Annotated in this window: 11 protein-coding genes; 6 read left to right on the top strand and 5 right to left on the bottom strand. The window is 48.5% G+C overall.

Going from position 1 to position 20,611, the window contains the following annotated elements:
• Positions 1-104 precede the first annotated feature (104 nt).
• The 6 genes from ACEW9O_RS09595 (at position 105) to ACEW9O_RS09570 (ending at position 4,106) form a co-directional block, all read left to right on the top strand.
• Positions 105-668, top strand: a complete 564-nt coding sequence (locus ACEW9O_RS09595) for a DUF177 domain-containing protein (protein ID WP_373549936.1) — start codon at positions 105-107, stop codon at positions 666-668.
• 21 nt (positions 669-689) lie between these two features.
• Positions 690-902 (top strand): 50S ribosomal protein L32, encoded by a 213-nt coding sequence (rpmF, locus tag ACEW9O_RS09590; RefSeq protein ID WP_373549935.1) that lies wholly within the window; start codon positions 690-692, stop codon positions 900-902.
• Positions 903-1,007: 105 nt separating this feature from the next.
• Positions 1,008-1,391 (top strand): Rid family detoxifying hydrolase, encoded by a 384-nt coding sequence (locus ACEW9O_RS09585; protein WP_373549934.1) that lies wholly within the window; start codon positions 1,008-1,010, stop codon positions 1,389-1,391.
• A 56-nt stretch (positions 1,392-1,447) separates the two neighbouring features.
• Positions 1,448-2,458 carry a tryptophan--tRNA ligase gene (trpS, locus tag ACEW9O_RS09580; RefSeq protein WP_373549933.1) on the top strand — a complete coding sequence of 337 codons (1,011 nt, stop codon included), beginning with the start codon at positions 1,448-1,450 and terminating at the stop codon, positions 2,456-2,458.
• Between the two features lie 5 nt (positions 2,459-2,463).
• Positions 2,464-3,087: a fumarylacetoacetate hydrolase family protein gene (locus ACEW9O_RS09575; RefSeq protein WP_373549932.1), complete on the top strand. Its 624-nt coding sequence runs from the start codon at positions 2,464-2,466 to the stop codon at positions 3,085-3,087.
• Between the two features lie 212 nt (positions 3,088-3,299).
• Positions 3,300-4,106 (top strand): glycosyltransferase family 2 protein, encoded by an 807-nt coding sequence (locus ACEW9O_RS09570; protein WP_373549931.1) that lies wholly within the window; start codon positions 3,300-3,302, stop codon positions 4,104-4,106.
• Between the two features lie 86 nt (positions 4,107-4,192).
• Here ACEW9O_RS09570 and ACEW9O_RS09565 read toward each other — a convergent pair whose 3' ends face one another.
• The 5 genes from ACEW9O_RS09565 to ACEW9O_RS09545 all read right to left on the bottom strand — a co-directional run.
• Complete coding sequence (locus tag ACEW9O_RS09565) at positions 4,193-5,419, bottom strand: hypothetical protein (RefSeq protein WP_373549930.1); 1,227 nt, start codon at positions 5,417-5,419, stop codon at positions 4,193-4,195.
• A 700-nt stretch (positions 5,420-6,119) separates the two neighbouring features.
• On the bottom strand, positions 6,120-13,517 hold the full coding sequence (locus tag ACEW9O_RS09560) for a hypothetical protein (protein ID WP_373549929.1): 7,398 nt from the start codon (positions 13,515-13,517) through the stop codon (positions 6,120-6,122).
• 97 nt (positions 13,518-13,614) lie between these two features.
• On the bottom strand, positions 13,615-17,106 hold the full coding sequence (locus tag ACEW9O_RS09555) for a beta strand repeat-containing protein (RefSeq protein ID WP_373549928.1): 3,492 nt from the start codon (positions 17,104-17,106) through the stop codon (positions 13,615-13,617).
• A 73-nt stretch (positions 17,107-17,179) separates the two neighbouring features.
• Positions 17,180-18,193 (bottom strand): T9SS type A sorting domain-containing protein, encoded by a 1,014-nt coding sequence (locus ACEW9O_RS09550; protein ID WP_373549927.1) that lies wholly within the window; start codon positions 18,191-18,193, stop codon positions 17,180-17,182.
• Between the two features lie 75 nt (positions 18,194-18,268).
• Positions 18,269-20,611, bottom strand: a 2,343-nt coding sequence (locus tag ACEW9O_RS09545; RefSeq protein ID WP_373549926.1) for an Ig-like domain-containing protein, incomplete at its 5' end; no start/stop codon positions are given.

Below are 20,611 nucleotides of genomic sequence, written 5' to 3'. Positions count from 1 at the left end.
AACTCGACTTTCAAAGTGTTAAGCTTAGATTAAGTTTATTTTCAGTTTTTTTTTTCCTAAAAAGACTTATCTTTGCGGACACTTTTGACAAAAGTTCTTTAACAATGAACGGGCTCATACCTTTTTCCTTACCAATCAAGGGTTTGCGTAATGGGGTACACGAGTTCCAGTATGAGCTAGGGGCTGAGTTTTTTGCCGAGTTTCCGGAATCGCCGGTGCAAGATGGAAAACTTTCTTTAAAAGTTATACTGGATAAACAACCAACGCTCTTTGTGCTCGATTTTGACTTCGCTGGAACCGTCCGTACGGATTGTGACCGCTGCCTAGCCGAAATTGATCTTCCAATTGCCGATCGTCAATCATTGATCGTCAAACTCAGTGAAGAAAACGAAGTGGAAGATGATGAAGTGGTTTACATCCACCCTGAATCTTCGGAGTTGAATGTTGGTACGTTTGCTTATGAATTCATCATTCTGGCAATCCCCATGACCCAAACGTACGATTGTGTAGCGGATAACTATCGGCAATGCAACCGGGAAATGCTCGACTTGTTGAGCAAAAAACTAGTCGACAGTACCGATGCCCAGGGCAATCCAGAAGCCGGAGAAAATCCGATTTGGAGCGCTCTCAAAGATTTGAATATTAATAACACTAACGAACGGGATTGATTCCCGATAAATTTTGGAACGATGGCACATCCCAAGAGTAGAGGATCGAAGCAGAGAAAGCATAAGCGTAGGACGCACTTCAAAACGGTTCCGCCGACCGTAGCTACTTGTAAAACCACAGGTGAAAAGCACCTGATGCACCGCGCTTATTTCGACGCGGAAGGTAACATGTTCTATCGCGGCAAGATGTTTATCCAGTCAAAAGAACAAGCACAGGAAGAAGAGCAACAATAAGTCGCTTAACATCCTGACGAGTCCATGGAGACCATAAGAAAATAGCTCCCATCAGTTGATTTGATGTGGGGCTTTTCTTGTATATCCGTGGGAACACCAACGTCCATGAAAAAAATCATCAAAACCGACAAGGCTCCCGATCCCGTTGGCCCCTACAGCCAGGCCATCATCCACAATGACACCCTGTATGCCTCTGGCCAAATCGCCCTTGATCCTGCTACTGGTGTCCTCATCACCGACACCATTGAGGCAGAGACCACCCAGGTGATGCAGAACATCCAGGCCATTCTGGAAGAAGCGGGGCTTTCATTCAAAGACATCGTCAAAGCCTCTGTTTTTGTCACCGACATCAACAACTTTGCCCGCATCAATGCGGTGTACTCCAGCTATTTTGATGAAGCGACTGCTCCAGCCCGGGAGTTGGTGCAAGTTACCGCACTACCCAGAGGGGGCAATGTAGAAATTTCCATTATTGCCGCATTCGACTAGGGAACTGAAAAGTACCTTTATCTCGTTTCTGTCCCTAAGCTTTATACTTCTGCATCATGAGTGATAAAAAACGTGTACTCTCCTGCATCCAGCCCACGGGCGACATGCATTTCGGCAACTATTTTGGGGCCGTGAAGAACTGGGTAGATCTCCAGGAAACCTATGAGTGTGTGTATGGCGTAGTAGACTACCACGCCATGACTATGCCCTACAACCCCATCAAATTGCGGGAAAATACCTGGGAACTGATCTTCAACCTCATGGCAGTAGGGATTGCGCCCAATAATCTGTTCATACAGTCATTGGTACCCGAGCATACGGAGTTGTGCTGGATATTCAACTGCTTTGCCTCTTATGGGCAATTGTCGCGGATGACCCAATTTAAGGACAAAAGTGCCACTTCTTCAGAGGGTGAAGACGGCTTTATCTCTGCGGGTTTGTTGGACTATCCCGTGCTCCAGGCTGCAGATATCTGCATTTACCGCGCCGATTACGTCCCAGTAGGCAAAGACCAGGAACAACACCTGGAACTGGCCCGCAACATCGTACAACGTTTCAACAATCAGGTCGGCAAAGAATACTTGGTGATGCCGGAGCCCTTGTACACCGAGTTTACCAAAATCACTTCTACAGCTGACCCCAATCGTAAAATGAGTAAAAGCGCGGGAGAGAAACACTACATCAGTTTGTTTGCCGAAAGTGATAAAATCCACAAGCAGGTGCGCTCAGCGGTAACGGATACGGGGGAAAACACAGGAGCGGAAATGAGCCCAGGGGTAAAAAACCTGTTTGAGTTGCTCAAAGCTTGTGGCAAAATGGATACTTTCAGTACACTCAAAGCTGATTATGATGCAGGCGCACTGAAGTATGCGCCACTCAAAGAAGCCGTCGCCGAAGCTTTGGTAGAAGTCTCCGAAGCTGCACGCAACAAACGCGCCGAACTCAATACCCGCAAAAAGGAAGTGAAGGAAGAAATCAAAGCATCTTCTGAACAAATTCGTCGCCGAGCGCAACAAACCTTGAAGGAAGTAAAGGAGTTGGCAGGTTTGATGAATGTCAAATATTAAAGCATATGAAAATCATCTGCATCGGACGCAACTACGCTGAACACGCCAAAGAACTCAACAATGCCGTACCCGAAGATCCGGTAGTCTTCATGAAGCCACCTTCTGCATTGTTGGTGGGCGATAAACCCTTTTATTATCCCGAGTTCACCCAAGATTTGCATTACGAAGGGGAAATTGTACTGAAAGTATGCAAAAATGGACGCCACGTGCAGCCTGAATTTGCCCACGAGTACTACAATGAAATTGCTTTTGGCATCGATTTTACCGCCCGGGACATCCAGGCCAAATGTAAGGCCAAAGGTTTGCCTTGGGAGATTGCCAAGGGTTTTGATGGCTCCGCAGTGTTGAGCGACTTTGTTCCAATGGATCAAATCGCTGACCCCAAATCCATTCGCTTTGAATTGAAGAAAAACGGAGAAACCGCTCAAAAGGGCGACACCGCTGATGTGATTTTTTCCTTTGAAGACATCATTGTCTATGTGTCCAAGTTTTTCAAATTGCAGATGGGGGACATCATTTATACGGGTACTCCTGCGGGGGTTGGCCCGGTGAAAGTTGGGGATACTTTGGAGGGTTTTGTTGAGTTAAAAGCTGGAAATAAGCAATTTTTGACTTGTGAGATAAAGTAGAGGGGGTAACTACACAACTACACATTTTTAAAAAATGTCCAGTTGTGTAGTTACGATCTGTAATCGTCGGCAGTGCTAGATTCTTTAGAATCGCTAAAAAAACCTATTTCATCCCTTTCATTTCTTTGTTCATCCTCAGTGCTTATATGTTTATTGAATTTTCGTATATATTGAGTTTTGATTTTTTATTAAATCTAAACTCACTCCAAAAAATGAAAGTATCCATTATTACACCTACATTCAATAGTGTAGAAACCCTTCAAGATACGATCCACAGCATTGGGATGCAAACTTACGCTGATCTTGAATACATTATCATTGATGGTGGCTCTAAAGATGGAACGATTGACATCATCAAAAGAAATATAGACCTGGTTACCTGTTGGGTCTCCGAGCCTGATCATGGCATTTATGACGCAATGAACAAGGGAATAAGTATGGCTACAGGAGAAATTATTGCGATCTTAAATTCTGATGACTATTATGTAAATGAGCATGTAATCAGTCAGGTTGTTGATAATTTTAAGCGACACGAGGTTGATTCCATCTATGGCAACCTCCAATACGTGGGTCGTGAGAATACCAGTAGGGTCATTCGTCACTGGGTTTCAGGCCATTATCAACTGCGTAAATTTCTATTTGGTTGGATGCCACCACATCCAGCGTTTTTTGTAAAAAGAAAACTCTACCTATTTCTGGGTCAGTTCAATACACAGCTCAAAACTTCGGCGGATTATGAGTTGATGTTGCGTTTTTTGTACAAGCACAAAGTATCCAGCCATTATTTACCCGAGTTACTTGTACGTATGCGGGTAGGTGGAGCTAGTAATCAGTCCTGGAAAAAGCGGGTTGTAGCAAATTTAGAAGATCGTCGAGCCTGGAAAATGAACGGACTCCAGCCTTATTTTTTTACTGCAGTTTTAAAACCGCTCCGCAAAATCAATCAATTTTTTATTTCCCGTTCAGCGGAGCCTTATCATCTGCATGGGCAAAAAGAAAGCAAACAACATTTGGTTTAGGGACGTAAACACACAAGAGGGATGCCAAATGACATCCCTCTTGTGTGTTTACGGTGCAGTGTATATTTACCTCATAGCTATTGAATTTACTTGATGCGAACGCTCATAGATAGCTCATTGTACGTGGCATGTCGATTGTTGTCTTTTGCCCAATCAATATCACCATGCGCAAACCTTAAGTGTAATGCCTCCCATTGAATACCACTAACTACCTGCCAGCTATTGAAGGGATAGTCGGGGCAACGCAAAACATAACCTATACTGCGATTGGAATAAGCATAAAAGCCTAATTTTCCGGTATTCACGGCAAAACCCAGGCGTACCTCTGGCCCAAAACCTGTAGTTTTCCCTTTGTTATTGAACGAAGCTGTTTTGGCCGAGTTAATCCGGGCAGGCATGTAAGCCCCTACGTTGGCACCAACTCCAGTGATCAAACGCATCACTCCCTGGGTAAAGGGTACCTCCGGGCGAAATTGAAAGGAAACGCTGCCTCCGGCCAAATAGGACTTGAATCCAGCGGTAGTAGGTTGCTCAGCATTTTCTTGCCCTCCTTTGAAAGAAACCCAGGCATTCCATTCTGCGCCCCAAAGTTGGTTGTAATTGGGTGCAGAACCAAACCGAAGCAAAATAGCCGTGGTACTATCCGGAGCCTCATCGTAATAGGTGGCCAACAAGGACTGAAAACCCGCCCCTATTTCCAAGGCGCCAAAATCATTGAGCAAGTTGTTGACAATTTTATCCCAGGAACGATTCTGACTATTGCTAACCAACAACAATTCATTGGCAAAATCTTGATACTGCCTGTTCAGGGCGCTGTGCATCTGGGTAGAACTCTCTTCATACTTGATTTCTGCCTCCGCAACCAAAGCTGGATCTACCTGCATACTATCCCGATATTGTGAGAATCCATTTTGAATTTGACTCAAATTTTGGATCCACCCAACATTGGCCTGATCATAGGCTCCAAGAATGGCTTCAATAGCTTTAGCATCAAATTCTGCAGGATTTTTCTGCAGGAAAATAGTCAGTTCGGAACGCCCAGCACTCCAGGCATTCAAAAGCGAATCAATCCCTGCAGTAGGGTTGGCGACTGGCAACCCTTTCTTGAGGTCAGCAAAGAGATCCCTTTGCAATTGATCTCCTACTTGAGCGCTGCTGGTTAAATCTTTGAGCGTGGCCAATAATTGTACTTTTTCGCCTTTATTCAAAGCTTGAAAGAGCGGTGAATACTTTTTTAAGTCTTGTGCTTGCAAAGAACAACTTAAAGCAAAGGTTCCCATCACCAGTAAAAAGGCGATTAATAGGTTCTTCATTGTTGTGTAATTTAATTGTTTGATTGAAATTTTGCAAAAAGAAGCGTTTCCAATCTGGGTTCGATACCAAAAAGGAATACTGTTGCATTGATTGAAGAAATTCTTGTTAGAATCGAATGCGCACAGCGGGGGAGCGTGCTATGCGATTGATCTTGATATGGTATGTATTAGCTCTAAAAGTATTTAAACAAAAAGGAATGGTGCCAATAATAGCAAATCATCATTAAAATGAATCAATAAAAAGTAGGAGAGAAAACCCTCCTACAAAATTTTATAGAAAGAAAAACTTCGGACGTCCTGAAGCATTTCTATGTGAACCTGTGTAAGATTAAGTCTAATATGTACTATTTACTTTTGTTTTAAGGATGAATGATGCCTATAGCCGATGAACCTACATAAAAGAGGGACAAAATCAATTCTTCATTTTGCCTACGTAACGGAATAAAAAAAGGGGCTGCCCTAAAACAGGACAACCCGACCATATGAATCATAATCACTTTCAAAACAATGAGGTTGCTATTTATTTGGCATGTCAGTATTACACCTCTTTGCCAAATCAATTTGAACCATAAAAAAGGGAGGGAACAGAGTCCCTCCCCTTACAAAATAAATTCTCATAAAAAAAAACGCTCTTTGTGCAGGAGGCCATCATCTCTTTAAGAAAATGCGCTTCACTACTTTGAAGGGGCATCGCTACAATCTACTTTTGCAGCAACACCATCTTCTTGGTATCAGTAAAATCACTCGTCTCCAGAGTGTAGTACAACACCCCACTGGCCCGCAGTTGCTCCTGTTTGAGGAGCAACTGGTTGTTGCCCTTGGGGTAATTGCCTTCTACCCGATAGATCAAAGCTCCTTTGACATCCCGGATGGTGAGTACGGCCTTAGCAGCCTGAGTCAAGTAGAAACTTACAGTAGTTTCCTCGAAGAATGGGTTGGGAACGTTTTGGCGCAGGACAGCACGCTCAGCGGCTGATCCTGCTCCAAACGCCAGTTGGACTCCCATTACTTCGTCGGATTGGTTGTAAGCCTCCATGTTGGTCAGGCGGCTGTTCAGTATTAGTGCTCTACTGAGGGCGGTATTGGATTCGGCCTTCAGTTTGAGGGTAAATAGGATGGTTTCGCTTTCGGCGCTCCCTGCAAGGGCACCCGCGAGGGGTGCCCGCACGAAGGAGGTAGTTATCATCCCATTTTTGGTAAAAATCCCGAAGTTATCTGGCTTCATTACTCCAGTGTAATCAATGCCTTCGATGGTAGCCAGGCTAGGGTCGATGTTCAAGGTGAACTGGTAACCCTGGATTTTGGCCAAATCTTTGGCTTTAAATACTACGCTGTAGTTTTGGCCGCTTTGTAGTTGTTGTTCATCCGTGCTGATGATCATGGCTTTGTCGCTGCGCGTTTCCACCGCTACTGATCCATTCACACTGGCATTGCCATTCACATCTCCCATCTTGATGGCGATGAAGTCGGCCTTCACCTTGCCTGCCAAGTCATTCACATTCACCACTTCGGGGAATGGAACTGACCATGGATTGCTTGGATCAGGGAATTGGTAGCTCGCATCCACAAACTTCCAGCTGGGGACACTGGTGAACTTCGTATCGATGCTCAGGATCAGCTTCCGAATCTGGATCATGTCCAGGGTCGAGATCGACTTGGAGTTGTTCACGTCCGCCGCAATCATCCGGTAGGGATTGTCGATTGCTTTGACACCCAGGATGTGTTTCTGGATTTGAACCAGGTCGAAGGTAGATACTCCGTTGATGTGGTCTTTGTCCAGTTGTGGGCTCACCGTGTAGTCGCTTTCCTTAGTCAGGTTGCCGAAGAGGTAGATGCCATTCGAACCAGTATTCTGATTCATTTGTGCGCCACCACTCAGGTCGACGTTGACACCCAATACGGGTTTCAAGTCATCCGTGGTGATTACCCCGCTGATCTCTCCTGCAGCTACGCTGCCTGCACAAACATTGCGGTTGTCCTGTACTTCAATGAAGGTTACACAGAAGTCGTGGTTACCTGCTTCATCCCAAGCATGGAGCTCGACTAAAATAACCTTACCTTTGTCGGCACAAGTCAGGTTGATGCTCGTTTGAGTAGCTACTACTGGCGCCCCTACCCGATTGATCGAGTACTTGGTCACCAATTTCAAGCCGTTCTGTGTTTCGGGACCTTGACCGTTGCAATCGTAAATCTTGGAAGCGACAAAGTCTGAAGCCCATACTGCCATCATACCTCCACCGGTGCCGTCGGGCATCAGTTCGGTACTCAAGCCATTGATACAGATCGGTGCTGGTGCCTTGCAATCTTTCACTACAAATGGAATCCGGGTAGCAGTACTCAGATTGCCACATTCGTCTCGACCCACCACAATCAAGTCGTGGGTACCTTCGGGAAGGTTCGCTACCTTGATCTCAAACTGGCCGTTGCCCAAATCCTTGGTGCTCCAGCGTGGCGTTGAGTAAAGGATCATCTGGCCAGCGTCCAAAGTTTGGAATGGTGCAATCATCAGGAATTGGGTCTCCAATTCCACCTTGTCCGTACAGTTGTCCTTCAGGGTAACTACCTTAGTGATGTTCGCCGTACAAGCCGTGGGGCTGGTGCAGAAGGTATCACGGGTGCCCGTTACCACTGGACGGGTGTCGTCGTACACCTTGATGATTTGGGTGTAGATGAAACTGTGGAAGTACTCTCCAGCTACTTCGCAGTACGCTGGAGTGAAGCGGATGTCATCCGCATTGTTGTGGATCAAGTCCTTCGAAATGTAGAACTCTTCAACGCCATCCCGAACGCCACGCTCGCGGTCACGAACCAATACATAAATCGGTGCTTTGCCGTAGTTCTCAAACACTGCCCGATTGATGATCGAAATGTTGGTTTGCAAGAGTGGGTCACCACAGCGATCATCGTAAGTACACCAGTTGATCACGGAGTAAGTCCGGAAAATCTTGTAGCACTCATCGTCAGATGCATCGTAACGTTTGTCGTGCACATTCACCGCCAGGATGTCGCAGCCCAGTTCGTCAGTAAGCACCGTATCGATGATGGGTGTCTTACAATCGGTAGACACATCTTTAGGAAAACAAATGTTGTATTCGTGGACTGGATTGATCCAGATGCGCTGAGTACAAGTGATGCTGATTGGCCCTTTAACCGTTTGTTTGGTCAAAGTCCAAACCCGATCGATCCAGCCTGCTCCACACTTCAATTTCTTAACGGTAGAATAAACCGTATCTAAAGCAGCACAGTCACTACCCGTGGTGATGGTCACATCGCCAAAAGCAGCAGCTGAGGCTTTTTTATCATCGATCAAAGCCAGGTTTTTGTCATCACAATCAACCGTGATCGCCCAAGGAGCCAAACAAGTTGGGGCTACTTTGTCTTCAATCAGCAAGTCCATCCAGCAATAGTTCGTATTGCCGTAAATGTCCCCACCCCACAATTCAACCGTTACTCTTTCGGTCAAATCGCAGCAGAAGAATTCCGCATAATCCAACAGTGGCGTCATCAACTTGCCACCCTTGAGCACGAAGGTCTCGCCAAAGTCGGCAATGTCGCCATCGCCATTCAGGTCAAATCCATCTGCTTTGCTTACATCTCCATCAGCAGGTAAGGCATCCAATTTGCCGTTGCCATTGGTGTCATATCCTTTCTGGATGAAGCTGGCAGCACAAGAAGTAGGTACATTGCGACGTACCGCAATCCAGGCCAGTTTGCAATTGTCCCAAGAGCCTTCATCAATGTCCGCTGCACTCACCTGAGCATATCCGCTGGTATAACCATTGGCATTGCTAAGCGTAACGTGCAGGTCATCATCACACTTCATCACCGGAGCAATTTTGTCCTTCACTTCAAATATGAAGCAGCACTTGGAAGCATTGTAGCAACCATCGAAAGCGTCGATCACCATCAGGTGTTTGCCTACTGGAAGACCGATCATCATGCCGTTCATTACCGCATACTCTACTTTATCCCAGCAGATGGCTTTGTTGCTGCAATCGCCAAGGCGGTATGCATCATTGTCGCCACGCAGTTCACCAGCTTCTTCACGAGCTTGAGGAGTAGGACAGAATGGGTTTGCAGGTCCTTCGTAAACGAGGATACCTTTAACATATCGATCTTTGGTGTACACACTCACACTGATGTTACCCAAAGTACAGTTGTCTTTGATGGTTACACCAAAGGCAGACTTGATGCCAGCAACAGTCACTGGAATGGCTGCCGTGCAGTCCATCGGGCCAGTAGAAATGTCGTAAGGTGCTCCATGTGCATACTCGCAAGTAGGCGCTTCAAAGTCTCCAATTTTAATCAAAATGTGGAACGTATCAACAATACCCCCCGCGCACCAATCAAATACGTACATTTCCCGATCGATCTTCACACCTTTGCCGCCACAGATGGGGAACTCAGTGTCTTTGATCTGTACGGAGTAGTTACACTCCACTTCGTCGAGGAACAAACAACGTGGATTGGAAGAAGTGTTGAAGTAGCTGCATACATATGGCGTTACATCTTCCTTCTTGATCAGGCTCTTGTCGGGAGTACAAGCGTTGTACTCTACTACGCGATCGTACTTGCCTTCGCCATCACCATTGAATACAAATTCATCCAAGCTTGGACGAGTAAAGTGGATTTTCTGCGTGTAATCAGAACGCATGCCGTTGCAATCAGTAGCTACCCACTCGCGAGAGATGGTCGCATAGATGCCGCTGTTGCGCGCCGCATCTTCACAGTTGTAGAAAACCACTTTGTCAGTCCACTTCAAGGTAACCCGACAACCACATTCGCGGCAGTTGTCACGGAAGTAAGCATAACCCAGGTTTTTGATGTTGTCAGCAACCAAAACCGGTGGAATCAAGCCCAATTGGCAGTTGTCACCAGTACCAGCAACACCTTCAGCGTTGTTGATGATTTGGCTACCCGTTGCAGCAGGACGTGGAGAGCTGGTTGCACCTACATTACCAATCGTCCGGAAATTGTTCAACACGTAGTTTACATCGTAGCAATCCAAAGTAAAATCAGCAGGAGCACACACCAGAACTGGTGCAGTCTTGTCTTCTGCAGTTACTTTACCCCAGCAAATGAGATTGCCCTCATTGTCAAAAAGACCATAAGTCCAGACTCCAGGGCAATCGATGATGCCTCCATTTGATTGATCGTTATCCATCACACGCACTGTGCCTCCAGTACAATTGGGCGAAATGATGGCAGGGGTAAGCGTGAATTTACAATTGGCATCCAAGGTAACCTGAACATCCAAACAGCTACAATTTTGCAACCGTGAAGTTACGGTTTCTGTGTCCGTATCCGTTACTGGAGGCCCGGTTGGAGGTGTTCCCGTCGCAGTTGCCGTGTTCACCACATTGCCGCTGTTCAGATCAGCCTGTGTAATGGTATACGTCGCCGTGAATACCTGCGTAGCACCGGGTGCCAGGCTCGCTACACTCGCTGGGGTAACCGCCGATAAGCCCGCCAAGGGGTCGCTCACCGTTACATTCGTCAAGGTTACTTTACCCGTGTTCTGTACCGTAAATGTGTACGTGATCACATCACCTACCACATCGTAAATAGCAGGGGATGCCGCCTTCGTAATATTGAGCGCTGGATTCTGATCCGCTGGAACAGTCTCTGTGTCCGTATCCGTTACCGGAGGCCCGGTTGGAGGTGTTCCCGTCGTAGTCGCCGTGTTAACCACACTGCCGCTGTTCAGATCAGCCTGCGTAATGGTGTACGTCGCCGTGAATACCTGCGTAGCACCGGGTGCCAAGCTCGCTACACTCGCTGGGGTAACCGCCGATAAGCCCGCCAAGGGGTCACTCACCGTTACATTCGTCAAAGTTACGTTGCCCGTGTTTTGTACCGTAAACGTGTACGTGATCACATCACCTACCGCATCGTAAATCGCAGGGGACGCCGTCTTCGTGATATTGAGCGCTGGGTTCTGATCCGCTGGTACAGTCTCTGTGTCCGTATCCGTTACTGGAGGCCCGGTTGGAGGTGTTCCCGTCGCAGTCGCCGTGTTAACCACACTGCCGCTGTTCAGATCAGCCTGCGTAATGGTGTACGTCGCCGTGAATACCTGCGTAGCACCGGGTGCCAGGCTCGCTACACTCGCTGGGGTAACCGCCGATAAGCCCGCCAATGGGTCGCTCACCGTTACATTCGTCAAAGTTACGTTACCTGTGTTCTGTACCGTAAACGTATAGGTAATTACATCACCTACTGCATCGTAAATCGCAGGGGATGCCGTCTTCGTGATATTGAGCGCTGGGTTCTGGTCCGCTGGAACAGTCTCAGTGTCCGTATCCGTTACCGGAGGCCCGGTTGGAGGTGTTCCCGTCGTAGTCGCCGTGTTCACCACACTGCCGCTATTCAGGTTCGCCTGCGTAATGGTATAGGTCGCCGTGAATACCTGCGTAGCACCGGGTGCCAGGCTCGCTACACTCGCTGGGGTGATCACCGACAAGCCCGCCAAGGGGTCGCTCACCGTTACATTCGTCAATGTTACGTTACCCGTGTTTTGTACCGTAAACGTATAGGTAATTACATCACCTACCGCATCGTAAATAGCAGGGGACGCCGTCTTCGTGATATTGAGCGATGGGTTCTGGTTCACTGGAACAGTTTCCGTGTCCGTATTCGTTACCGGAGGTCCAGTCGGAGGTGTTCCCGTCGCAGTCGCCGTGTTCACCACACTGCCGCCGTTCAAATCCGCCTGCGTAAGGGTGTACGTCGCATTAAATACCGCGTTCGCTCCCGGTGCCAGGCTCGCTACACTCGCTGGAGTGATCGCCGATAAGCCCGCCAAGGGGTCACTCACCGTTACATTCGTCAAAGTTACGTTGCCCGTGTTCGTCACTGTAAACGCATACGTAATTTGGTCGCCAGGGTTGGTGACACCCAGCGGCGCGTTGTCCACAAAGGTACCCGTCTTAACTAAAGCAATAGTAGGGGTAGGCGTCAGCGGTGTGACTGTGGGGTCGTTTTCCAGCGGACTGTTGTTGTCCGACAAGTCCGTTACGTCCGGGCCGATAGGGGGCGTTCCCGTAGCAGTGGCTTGGTTTGTTACGTTACCCGCATTGATGTCGGGCTGGGTAATGGTATATGTTGCACTAAACGTCATGGAAGCTCCTGCTGCCAGGTCTCTAACCCCAGCATTTCCGCCAAGGAAAGATCCCCCGCTCACATAACTAGGCGAAGGCAGCGTTCCTGTACCTGTAAAAATCCCCCCGTCTTCTGTAACCGCGATATCTAACAAAGTTACGTCGCCGGGGTTGCTCACCGTGTAAGTATAGTTGATCTGGTCGCCAGGGTTGATGACGCCAAACGGCGCGTTGTCTACGAAGGCACCCGTTTTCACAATCGCAATCGACGGAACACAACTTGTAGAAATGCAGGTAATTTGAGATGGACTACCGTAGGGCATAATATCCCCATTTGGGTCGTCAATCCAGTTGTACTGAACAACATTTTCAATGGCAGGTGCCGAATCGAACATTGGGCTTGGATCAACTACAACGATGACGACACCATCATCACCAGCCAGAAATCCAGGTCCACTGGTGGGCGAAAGCAAATCCCAAACTACACTGGGACAAAAACTAGCCGTAGGAATAACGGTATTGTCCACAGTAAAACAAGCCTGAAACACCTTGGTCCAACCCGTAGTTGAAATGACAATAGGGGGCGCTGCTTCGTTGGTCAACTGCACAGCGCCATTGACAAATGTGGCTGCACCAGATAAGTTGAACAGGGCTGGTCCACTTCCAGCAGATCCGGTGTTGATGAAAGGGGGGGTGGGTGCAACTGCACTATAGCCACCCTGGAAATCACGAAAGTTGACAAATCCAAGGATGCTTTCATCGTAAAAAAAACGAACGTTCATGCCAAACAAACTTTGATTGGCAGTGTTTGACTGGAACTCAACATCCAGACAATACTCGTTCGTGACGCAATTGTACTGCGGATTGGCAAAACGAACCGAAATCACCGGTTGTTGAGCCGACAGCACTATACTGCTGAACAAAAAAAGCAAAAACAGGGCCAGCGTATACGCCGTCCTGATTGGACTTGCTCGAAGAATGGTAGAAAAGTTACTCATATTTTAGGTCTTTAGTCATGAGAGATTGAAGAGTCATAGTGTATTAAAAAACTATTTGGAGCCCCCTGAAAAGGGAGCTCCAAAGCAATAAGTCGATTTAATTCCGAGGTACACTCGTAAACTTACCATTGTTCAACTCCCATGCCCGACGGTCGTTGAAGTTGGAATCACCATTCAGATTGTAATCACTATTTCGGTACCTGGCAATCTGACCATTCAAGGTTTCCCAGAAAGTACGGTCATCAAAGTTGATGTCCGTGTCAGAACGATTGGTCAGAGTCTGGTTGCCATTACCCGCTAACATGGCATATTTACCCGACTGAATTTGCTTCTGGCCAGAAAACGTACCAAAACCAAATGGATCGCTGATGTAGCTCTGCTGGTTGCGGAAGTCGTAACTGATCTTAGCACCAACAATTGCCACTGGCACATGCGACATTACAATCAGGTGATTACGGTGTTCAATCACTATATAGTAGTTCTTGCCAAAATCCAAGCCACAACATTTGAATCCATCGATGAATTCAATCCGGCCATCGTTGTGCAATAGTGCAGCAGCCTGACAGATGGGACCACCAGTGCCATCAGGTGTATCACGTAAGGACACCAGCACCCAATCCACAACAGTGCTTGGATAATTGGCTTTTGCGGTAGGCAACATGCCATCGGAATCGAAGCCTTCGCCTTCGGAACCACTGTAATTCCAGGGCGCTCCATTGTAAGGTTGACCAGCTGGCGTATAGAATGTACCAAGGAAGAAATCATTGTAGGTCTGACCTGGCAACAAGCCCAAGCCATTCAAGGTAGTCCGCATTGGCAAGCTGTAGTTGGCCGAGCCATCAGTTGCAATGGATGCGCCTTCCAAGTACACCCAGGTTTCAATAGATGCGCAGCAAGCTTCTACAGTAAAGTTTCTGGTTGAGGAACAACCAGTGGCCGTTTCGATGAAGGTCAGGGTCACAGTACCTGGGCTTACGCCCGTTACCACGCCCGCATTCGTTACCGTCGCTATCGTAGTGTTGTCGCTCATCCAGGTACCGCCCGTATTCGGCGTTACGTTCGCTGTAATTCCAAAGCACACAGTAGTCGCGCCACCAAGTATTGGATTGGCAGTAATGGCATTGATCGCCACATCCGCCGAGGCTGGTGAGGTACAGGTGTTGGAATTGGTTACCGTGAAGGTATAGGTGCTACTCACTGGTAAACCACTGATCGTTGTGTTCGTTGTATTGCCTGTGGTCGTCACGTTGCCCGGTGTCCGGGTGAGTGTCCAGTTGCCACTGGGCAGGCCGCTCAAAACCACTGATCCGGTCGGAGTGGTACAGGTTGGCTGCGTAATGGTGCCTACAATTGGCGCTGATGGCAGCGGATTCACTACAATCGTGCCCGTGGCATTCACCGTACCACAACCTCCCGTCAATGGAATCGTGTAGTTGAAGGTGCCTGACGCTGTTGGGGTACCACTGATCGTGATCGTATTGCTGCCGAAAGCTGCCGTTACGCCCGCTGGCAAACCAGTGGCTGTTCCGATCCCCGTAGCGCCCGTCGTCGTATGCGTGATCGCTGGGCTTAAGGCCGTATTGATACACAAGGTGCGAGTCGCATTGCTGGTCACCGTGTTGTCCGGAGTCACCACTATCGTGCCCGTGGCATTCACCGTACCACAACCTCCCGTCAATGGAATCGTGTAGTTGAAGGTGCCTGACGCTGTTGGGGTACCACTGATCGTGATCGTATTGCTGGCAAAGACTGCTGTTACGCCCGCTGGTAAGCCAGTGGCTGTTCCGATCCCCGTAGCGCCCGTAGTCGTATGCGTGATCGCGGGGCTTAAGGCTGTATTGATACACAAGGTGCGGGTCGCATTGCTCGTCACCGTGTTATTCGGCGAAACCACAATCGTGCCCGTGGCATTCACCGTACCACAACCTCCCGTCAATGGAATCGTGTAGTTGAAGGTGCCGGATGCCGTTGGCGTGCCGCTGATCGTGATCGTATTGCTCGCAAAGGCTGCCGTTACGCCCGCTGGTAAGCCGGTAGCGGTTCCGATCCCCGTAGCGCCCGTAGTCGTATGCGTGATCGCTGGGCTTAAGGCTGTATTGATACACAAGGTGCGGGTTGCATTGCTGGTCACCGTATTGTCTGGGGTCACTACAATTGTACCCGTGGCATTCACCGTACCACAACCACCCGTCAATGGGATCGTGTAGTTAAAGGTGCCTGCCGCTGTTGGCGTGCCACTGATCGTGATCGTATTGCTGGCAAAGGCTGCTGTTACGCCCGCTGGTAAGCCGGTAGCGGTTCCGATCCCCGTAGCGCCCGTCGTCGTATGGGTGATCGCGGGGCTTAAGGCTGTATTGATGCACAAGGTGCGCGTTGCATTGCTCGTGACTGTATTAAGCGGCGTAACCGTCACACTTCTGGTTGAGGAACAACCTGTGGCCGTTTCGGTGAAGGTCAGGGTCACGGTACCTGCGCTTACGCCCGTTACCACGCCCGCATCCGTTACCGTCGCTATCGCCATGTTGTCGCTCATCCAGGTGCCGCCTGTGTTCGGCGTTACGTTCGCCGTGCTGCCTACGCAGACAGCTGTCGCGCCACCAAGTATAGGATTGGCAGGGATGGCATTGATCACTACATTCGCCGAGGCTGGTGAGGTACAGTTATTGGAATTGGTTACCGTGAAGGTATAGGTGCCACTCACGGGTAAACCACTGATCGTTGTGCTCGTTGTATTGCCCGTGGTTGTCACGTTGCCCGGTGTCCGGGTGATTGTCCAACTGCCACTGGGCAGACCGCTCAAAACCACCGATCCGGTCGGCGTGGTACAGGTTGGCTGCGTGATGGTACCTACGACTGGGGCAGGCACATCAATAGAAATACAACTGGTAGAATTAGGCATGCCAAAAGGCGCAGCTCCTGAGCCTGAATATTGCCAGTTGAATTGTGCAACATTTTCAATGGCAGGTGCTGAATCAAACTGTGGAGTTGGATCAACCACAGTAATCACCACTCCATCGCTACCATTCGAATAGCCACCGAGACTTGGATCGGATTCTAAATCCCAAACAATGCTTGGACAAAAATTACTTGAATTAGGAGTACCATCAACCGTGAAACAAGCTTCGTACAACTTGGTCCAACCCGAAGTAGAAATCACAACTGCAGGTGCAGATTCATTGGTCAATTGTACTGCTCCATTTACATATTCGGCAGCTCCCGAAAAATTAAACGCGGCAGCGCTTGCCAAGGGACCAGTAATAATTTGGGGTGGATTGGGTGCTACGGCTCCGTATCCCCCTTGAAAGTTGCGAAAATTGACAAATTCAAGTGCGCTATCATCGTAAAAGAAACGCACGTTCATGCCAAACAAGCTCTGATCAGCGGTATTGGATTGGAATTCAACATCCAGGCAATACTCGTTGGTTGCGCAATTGAACCGAGGGTTGGCAAACCGAACGGTAACAATTGGCTGCGTTTGAGCGGAGAGATACAGAATCCCACAAAAGAACATTATCGCGGCTAAAACACCCAATTTGAGCATTTTATGCGTAATAAATATTCTTGGAAAAATGGGTACAAAATGATCCATTTTTTTGGTTTAAAAGTGAAAAAACGTTAAAAATGCATACCAAAAGCTAGAGGTTAGTTGTTTTTACCAGACCTCAATGGTTCACCATTACCATTCTCAACATAGCGGAAGAGTAATCATCAGTAATCAACTGATAAAGGACTACCCCAGCACTTTCAGACAAGGATTGGCGATCTACTTTTAGTTGATTGTACCCAGCGACATAAGTGCCTTCGATTTGAGACAATAACTTGCCCGTTAAATCGTAGAAATTGATTTTTGCTTTTGTTGCCTGTGGCAAAATAAATTCGATGTAAGTTGTTTCTGTGAACGGGTTCGGGCTATTTTGCAAGAGGCGGAAGTTCTTAGGTGCTCCATTGGCAACATTGATGGACACTTTTTTCAAATCCAGGCAAGATTTAGTCAAAGGGTTGCCATAGGGCATGGTGCCCCAGCGGTTATAATTCCAATTGAAAGCTTCTCCTGAAACCAGTGAAGGAGCTGACTCTTGCGGAGTTTGGGTATTTTTTTCAACAACAGTCACCACTACCCCATTCGATCCTTCAAAAAAACCTTGCCGCGTAGCGTCAGCCTTAATGTCCCAAATCACACAAGGACAGAAGTTTTTCAAGCCTTGGAATCCTTCTTTAACTTTAAAGTTGACCCGGAAAAATTTGGACCAACGCTCGGGAGACATGGAAAAGGATGTCTTGGATTGCTGCAATTGGATGGCCCCATTGATGTAAGCAGCAGCGGCATCGAAGCCGAACATGGCTGCGCCACTTTCGTGATTCCCTACAAAACTTTTAGGTGCTTCACCCAATAATTTATAGCCATCCTGAAATTGGTCAAAATCCAAAAAGGACAACTGCGTTTCATCATAAAAGAAGCGTACGTTCATGCCAAAAACCTGCTCGTTGGCCCGATCAGAACGCATTTCGACATCCAAGCTGTAGATGCCTGCCTTTTCATCAAATTGTGGATTGGCAAAACGAGTGTTCAATTTGCTGAGGCTTTGCCCCCAAATGACGCCACTACTGGCCAGAAGTATCCCCAATGCAAGCAGCCCCGGAAATAGCCTGATCTTTGTTTTTTTCTGAACTTCCATTTTTTACTGTTTAAGCCGAATAAAGATGGCCAGTCTCCAATTTGCATTGGGGCCGGCCATCTTTAAAATCATTATTTAATTTCTGGGCACACTGGTAAACTTACCATTGTTGAATTCCCAGGCTCTCCGGTCGTTAAAGTTCGTATCACCGTTCAGGTTGTAATCGCTGCTTCGGTAACGCGCAATGGTGCCATTGAGGATTTCCCAGAAAGTACGGTCATCAAAGTTGATGTCCGTGTCAGAACGATTGGTCAGTGTTTGGTTGCCATTACCCGCTAGCATGGCATAGTTACCCGGCTGAATTTGCTTTTGGCCAGAAAACGTACCAAAACCAAATGGATCGCTGATGTAGCTCTGCTGAGTGCGGAAGTCGTAAGAAATCTTTCCGTCCACGATGGCAACTGGTTGATGCGACATGACAATCAAGTGATTGCGGTGTTCTATGACCAGGTAATAACTCTGGTTGGCAAGCCCACAGCACTGGAACTGATTGACAAATTCGATGCGACCATCTCTGTGCAGCAATGCCGCAGCCTGACAAATTGGGCCACCCGTACCATTGGGATTGTTGCGCAAGGATACCAGCACCCAATCCACAACCGTGCTTGGATAATTGGCTTTTGCGTTCGGTAGCATGCCATTGGAATTGTAGCCATTGCCTTCGGTACCACTGTAATTCCAGGGTGCTCCATTGTAAGGTTGACCAGCTGGCGTATAGAATGTACCAAGGAAGAAGTCATTGTAGGTCTGACCCGGCAGTATCCCCAAGTCATTGAGGTTAGTCCGCATGGGTAAATTATAGCTCGCCGATCCATCCGTTTTTACCGCGGCGCCTTCCAAATACACCCAGGTTTCAATGGTCACACAGTTCACTGGCAGAGTGGTTAAGTACAGCGTCGCCGTATCCCGTGCCACTGGGCTGCCATTGTCTACGATGCGGTATTGTACCCGTTCGGTACCCACAAAGTCTGTGGCTGGAGTGTAGGTGAATGTGCCATTCGCTGCCAGCACCAGGGTACCGCCGCTGGGCAGGGTGTTGGCCGTGCTGCCGTTCACTACCAGTGCAGTACCGTTGCTGTTTACTGCACTTGCTACCGTTTGGGTATTGCCCTCGGGGTCGCTATCGTTGGTCAGTACGTTGCCTGTTTGTGCCACGTTTTTTGGACCAACTTTCGCATCATCATTCGCATAAGTAGCGTTACCCAGGTTCTCTGTCACTGTGATCGTCAAGGTCGCTGCATCCATCAAGCCTGCTGGATCGCTGATCTTGTAAATCACTGGCAACTCTCCTAAGAAGGTCGGAGTCGGGTCGAAGGTGTAGCTACCATTCGGGTTCAAGGTCAACTGACCAGCAATTGCCGGGTTACCCGCTGGGTCTTTGCCGTACACCGTGGTCGGTGTGCCCAGGGTCAATAGATCGTTCACGATTCCATCAACACCCGTAGCCACCAAGGCACTCGTTACCGTGATCGGATCCCCGTCAGGGTCAGAGTCATTGGGCAGTACATTGCCGCTCACATTGGTATCCTTCTCCGTAGTATTCGTATCATCATTCGCTACGGGAGGCTCGTTGGTGCCTGGTGTCGATAGCGGAATTACTTCGATGGTGACGGTTGCATTGTCACTTGCAGGGCTGATATTGTTGTCCGTGGCCGTGTACGTAAAAGGAACATCACCGGTGAATCCAGTGGCTGGCGTGTAAGTATAGCTACCATTGACATTCAAAGTCACCTGACCAGCTACCACGACTACGCCCGCGTCGTTGAGGCCATAAATCGTAGTGGCTACACCCAATGGCAGGTTGTCATCAACCAAGCCGTCGCCATCCGTGTCCGCTCTCGCTGACGTTACCGTCTGGTTGTCGCCCTGTGGATCCGTGTCGTTGGTCAACACGTTGCCGCTTGCCGGAATGTTGATTGGCGTCTGGTTGATGTCGTTCTCCGCATAGGTTACGTTCACTGGCAAGGTCGTCAGGTACAGCGTAGCCACATCCGTTGCAATTGGGCTGCCATTGTCCGTTGCCGTATATCTCACTATTTCCGTTCCGACGAACCCTACCGCAGGGGTATACGTATAGGCCCCGTTGGCTGCCAGTACCAGCGTACCACCACTTGGAAGCGGGTTTGCGGTAGAACCGTTAACCACCAAGGCAGCATTCGCGCTGTTCTGCGCCGCCGTTACGGTCTGGGTGTTGCCTTCTGGATCGAAGTCGTTCGTCAGGATGTTGCCCGTTTGCACTACACCTTGTGGGCTCGAGTTCGCGTCGTCGTTTGCAACGGTCACGTTGCCCAGGTTCGGGATCATTGTGATCGTCAGCACCGCGTTATCCATCAAGCCACCTGGATCGCTGATCGTGTACTGTACGGGTACTTCGCCAAGGAAGGTCGGAAGTGGATCGAAGGTATAGGTACCGTTTGT

Source organism: Haliscomenobacter sp. (assembly GCF_041740695.1).
GTDB lineage: Bacteria > Bacteroidota > Bacteroidia > Chitinophagales > Saprospiraceae > Haliscomenobacter.
Note: the sequence above shows the minus strand (reverse complement) of the source record. Positions and strands in the feature narration are given on the sequence as shown.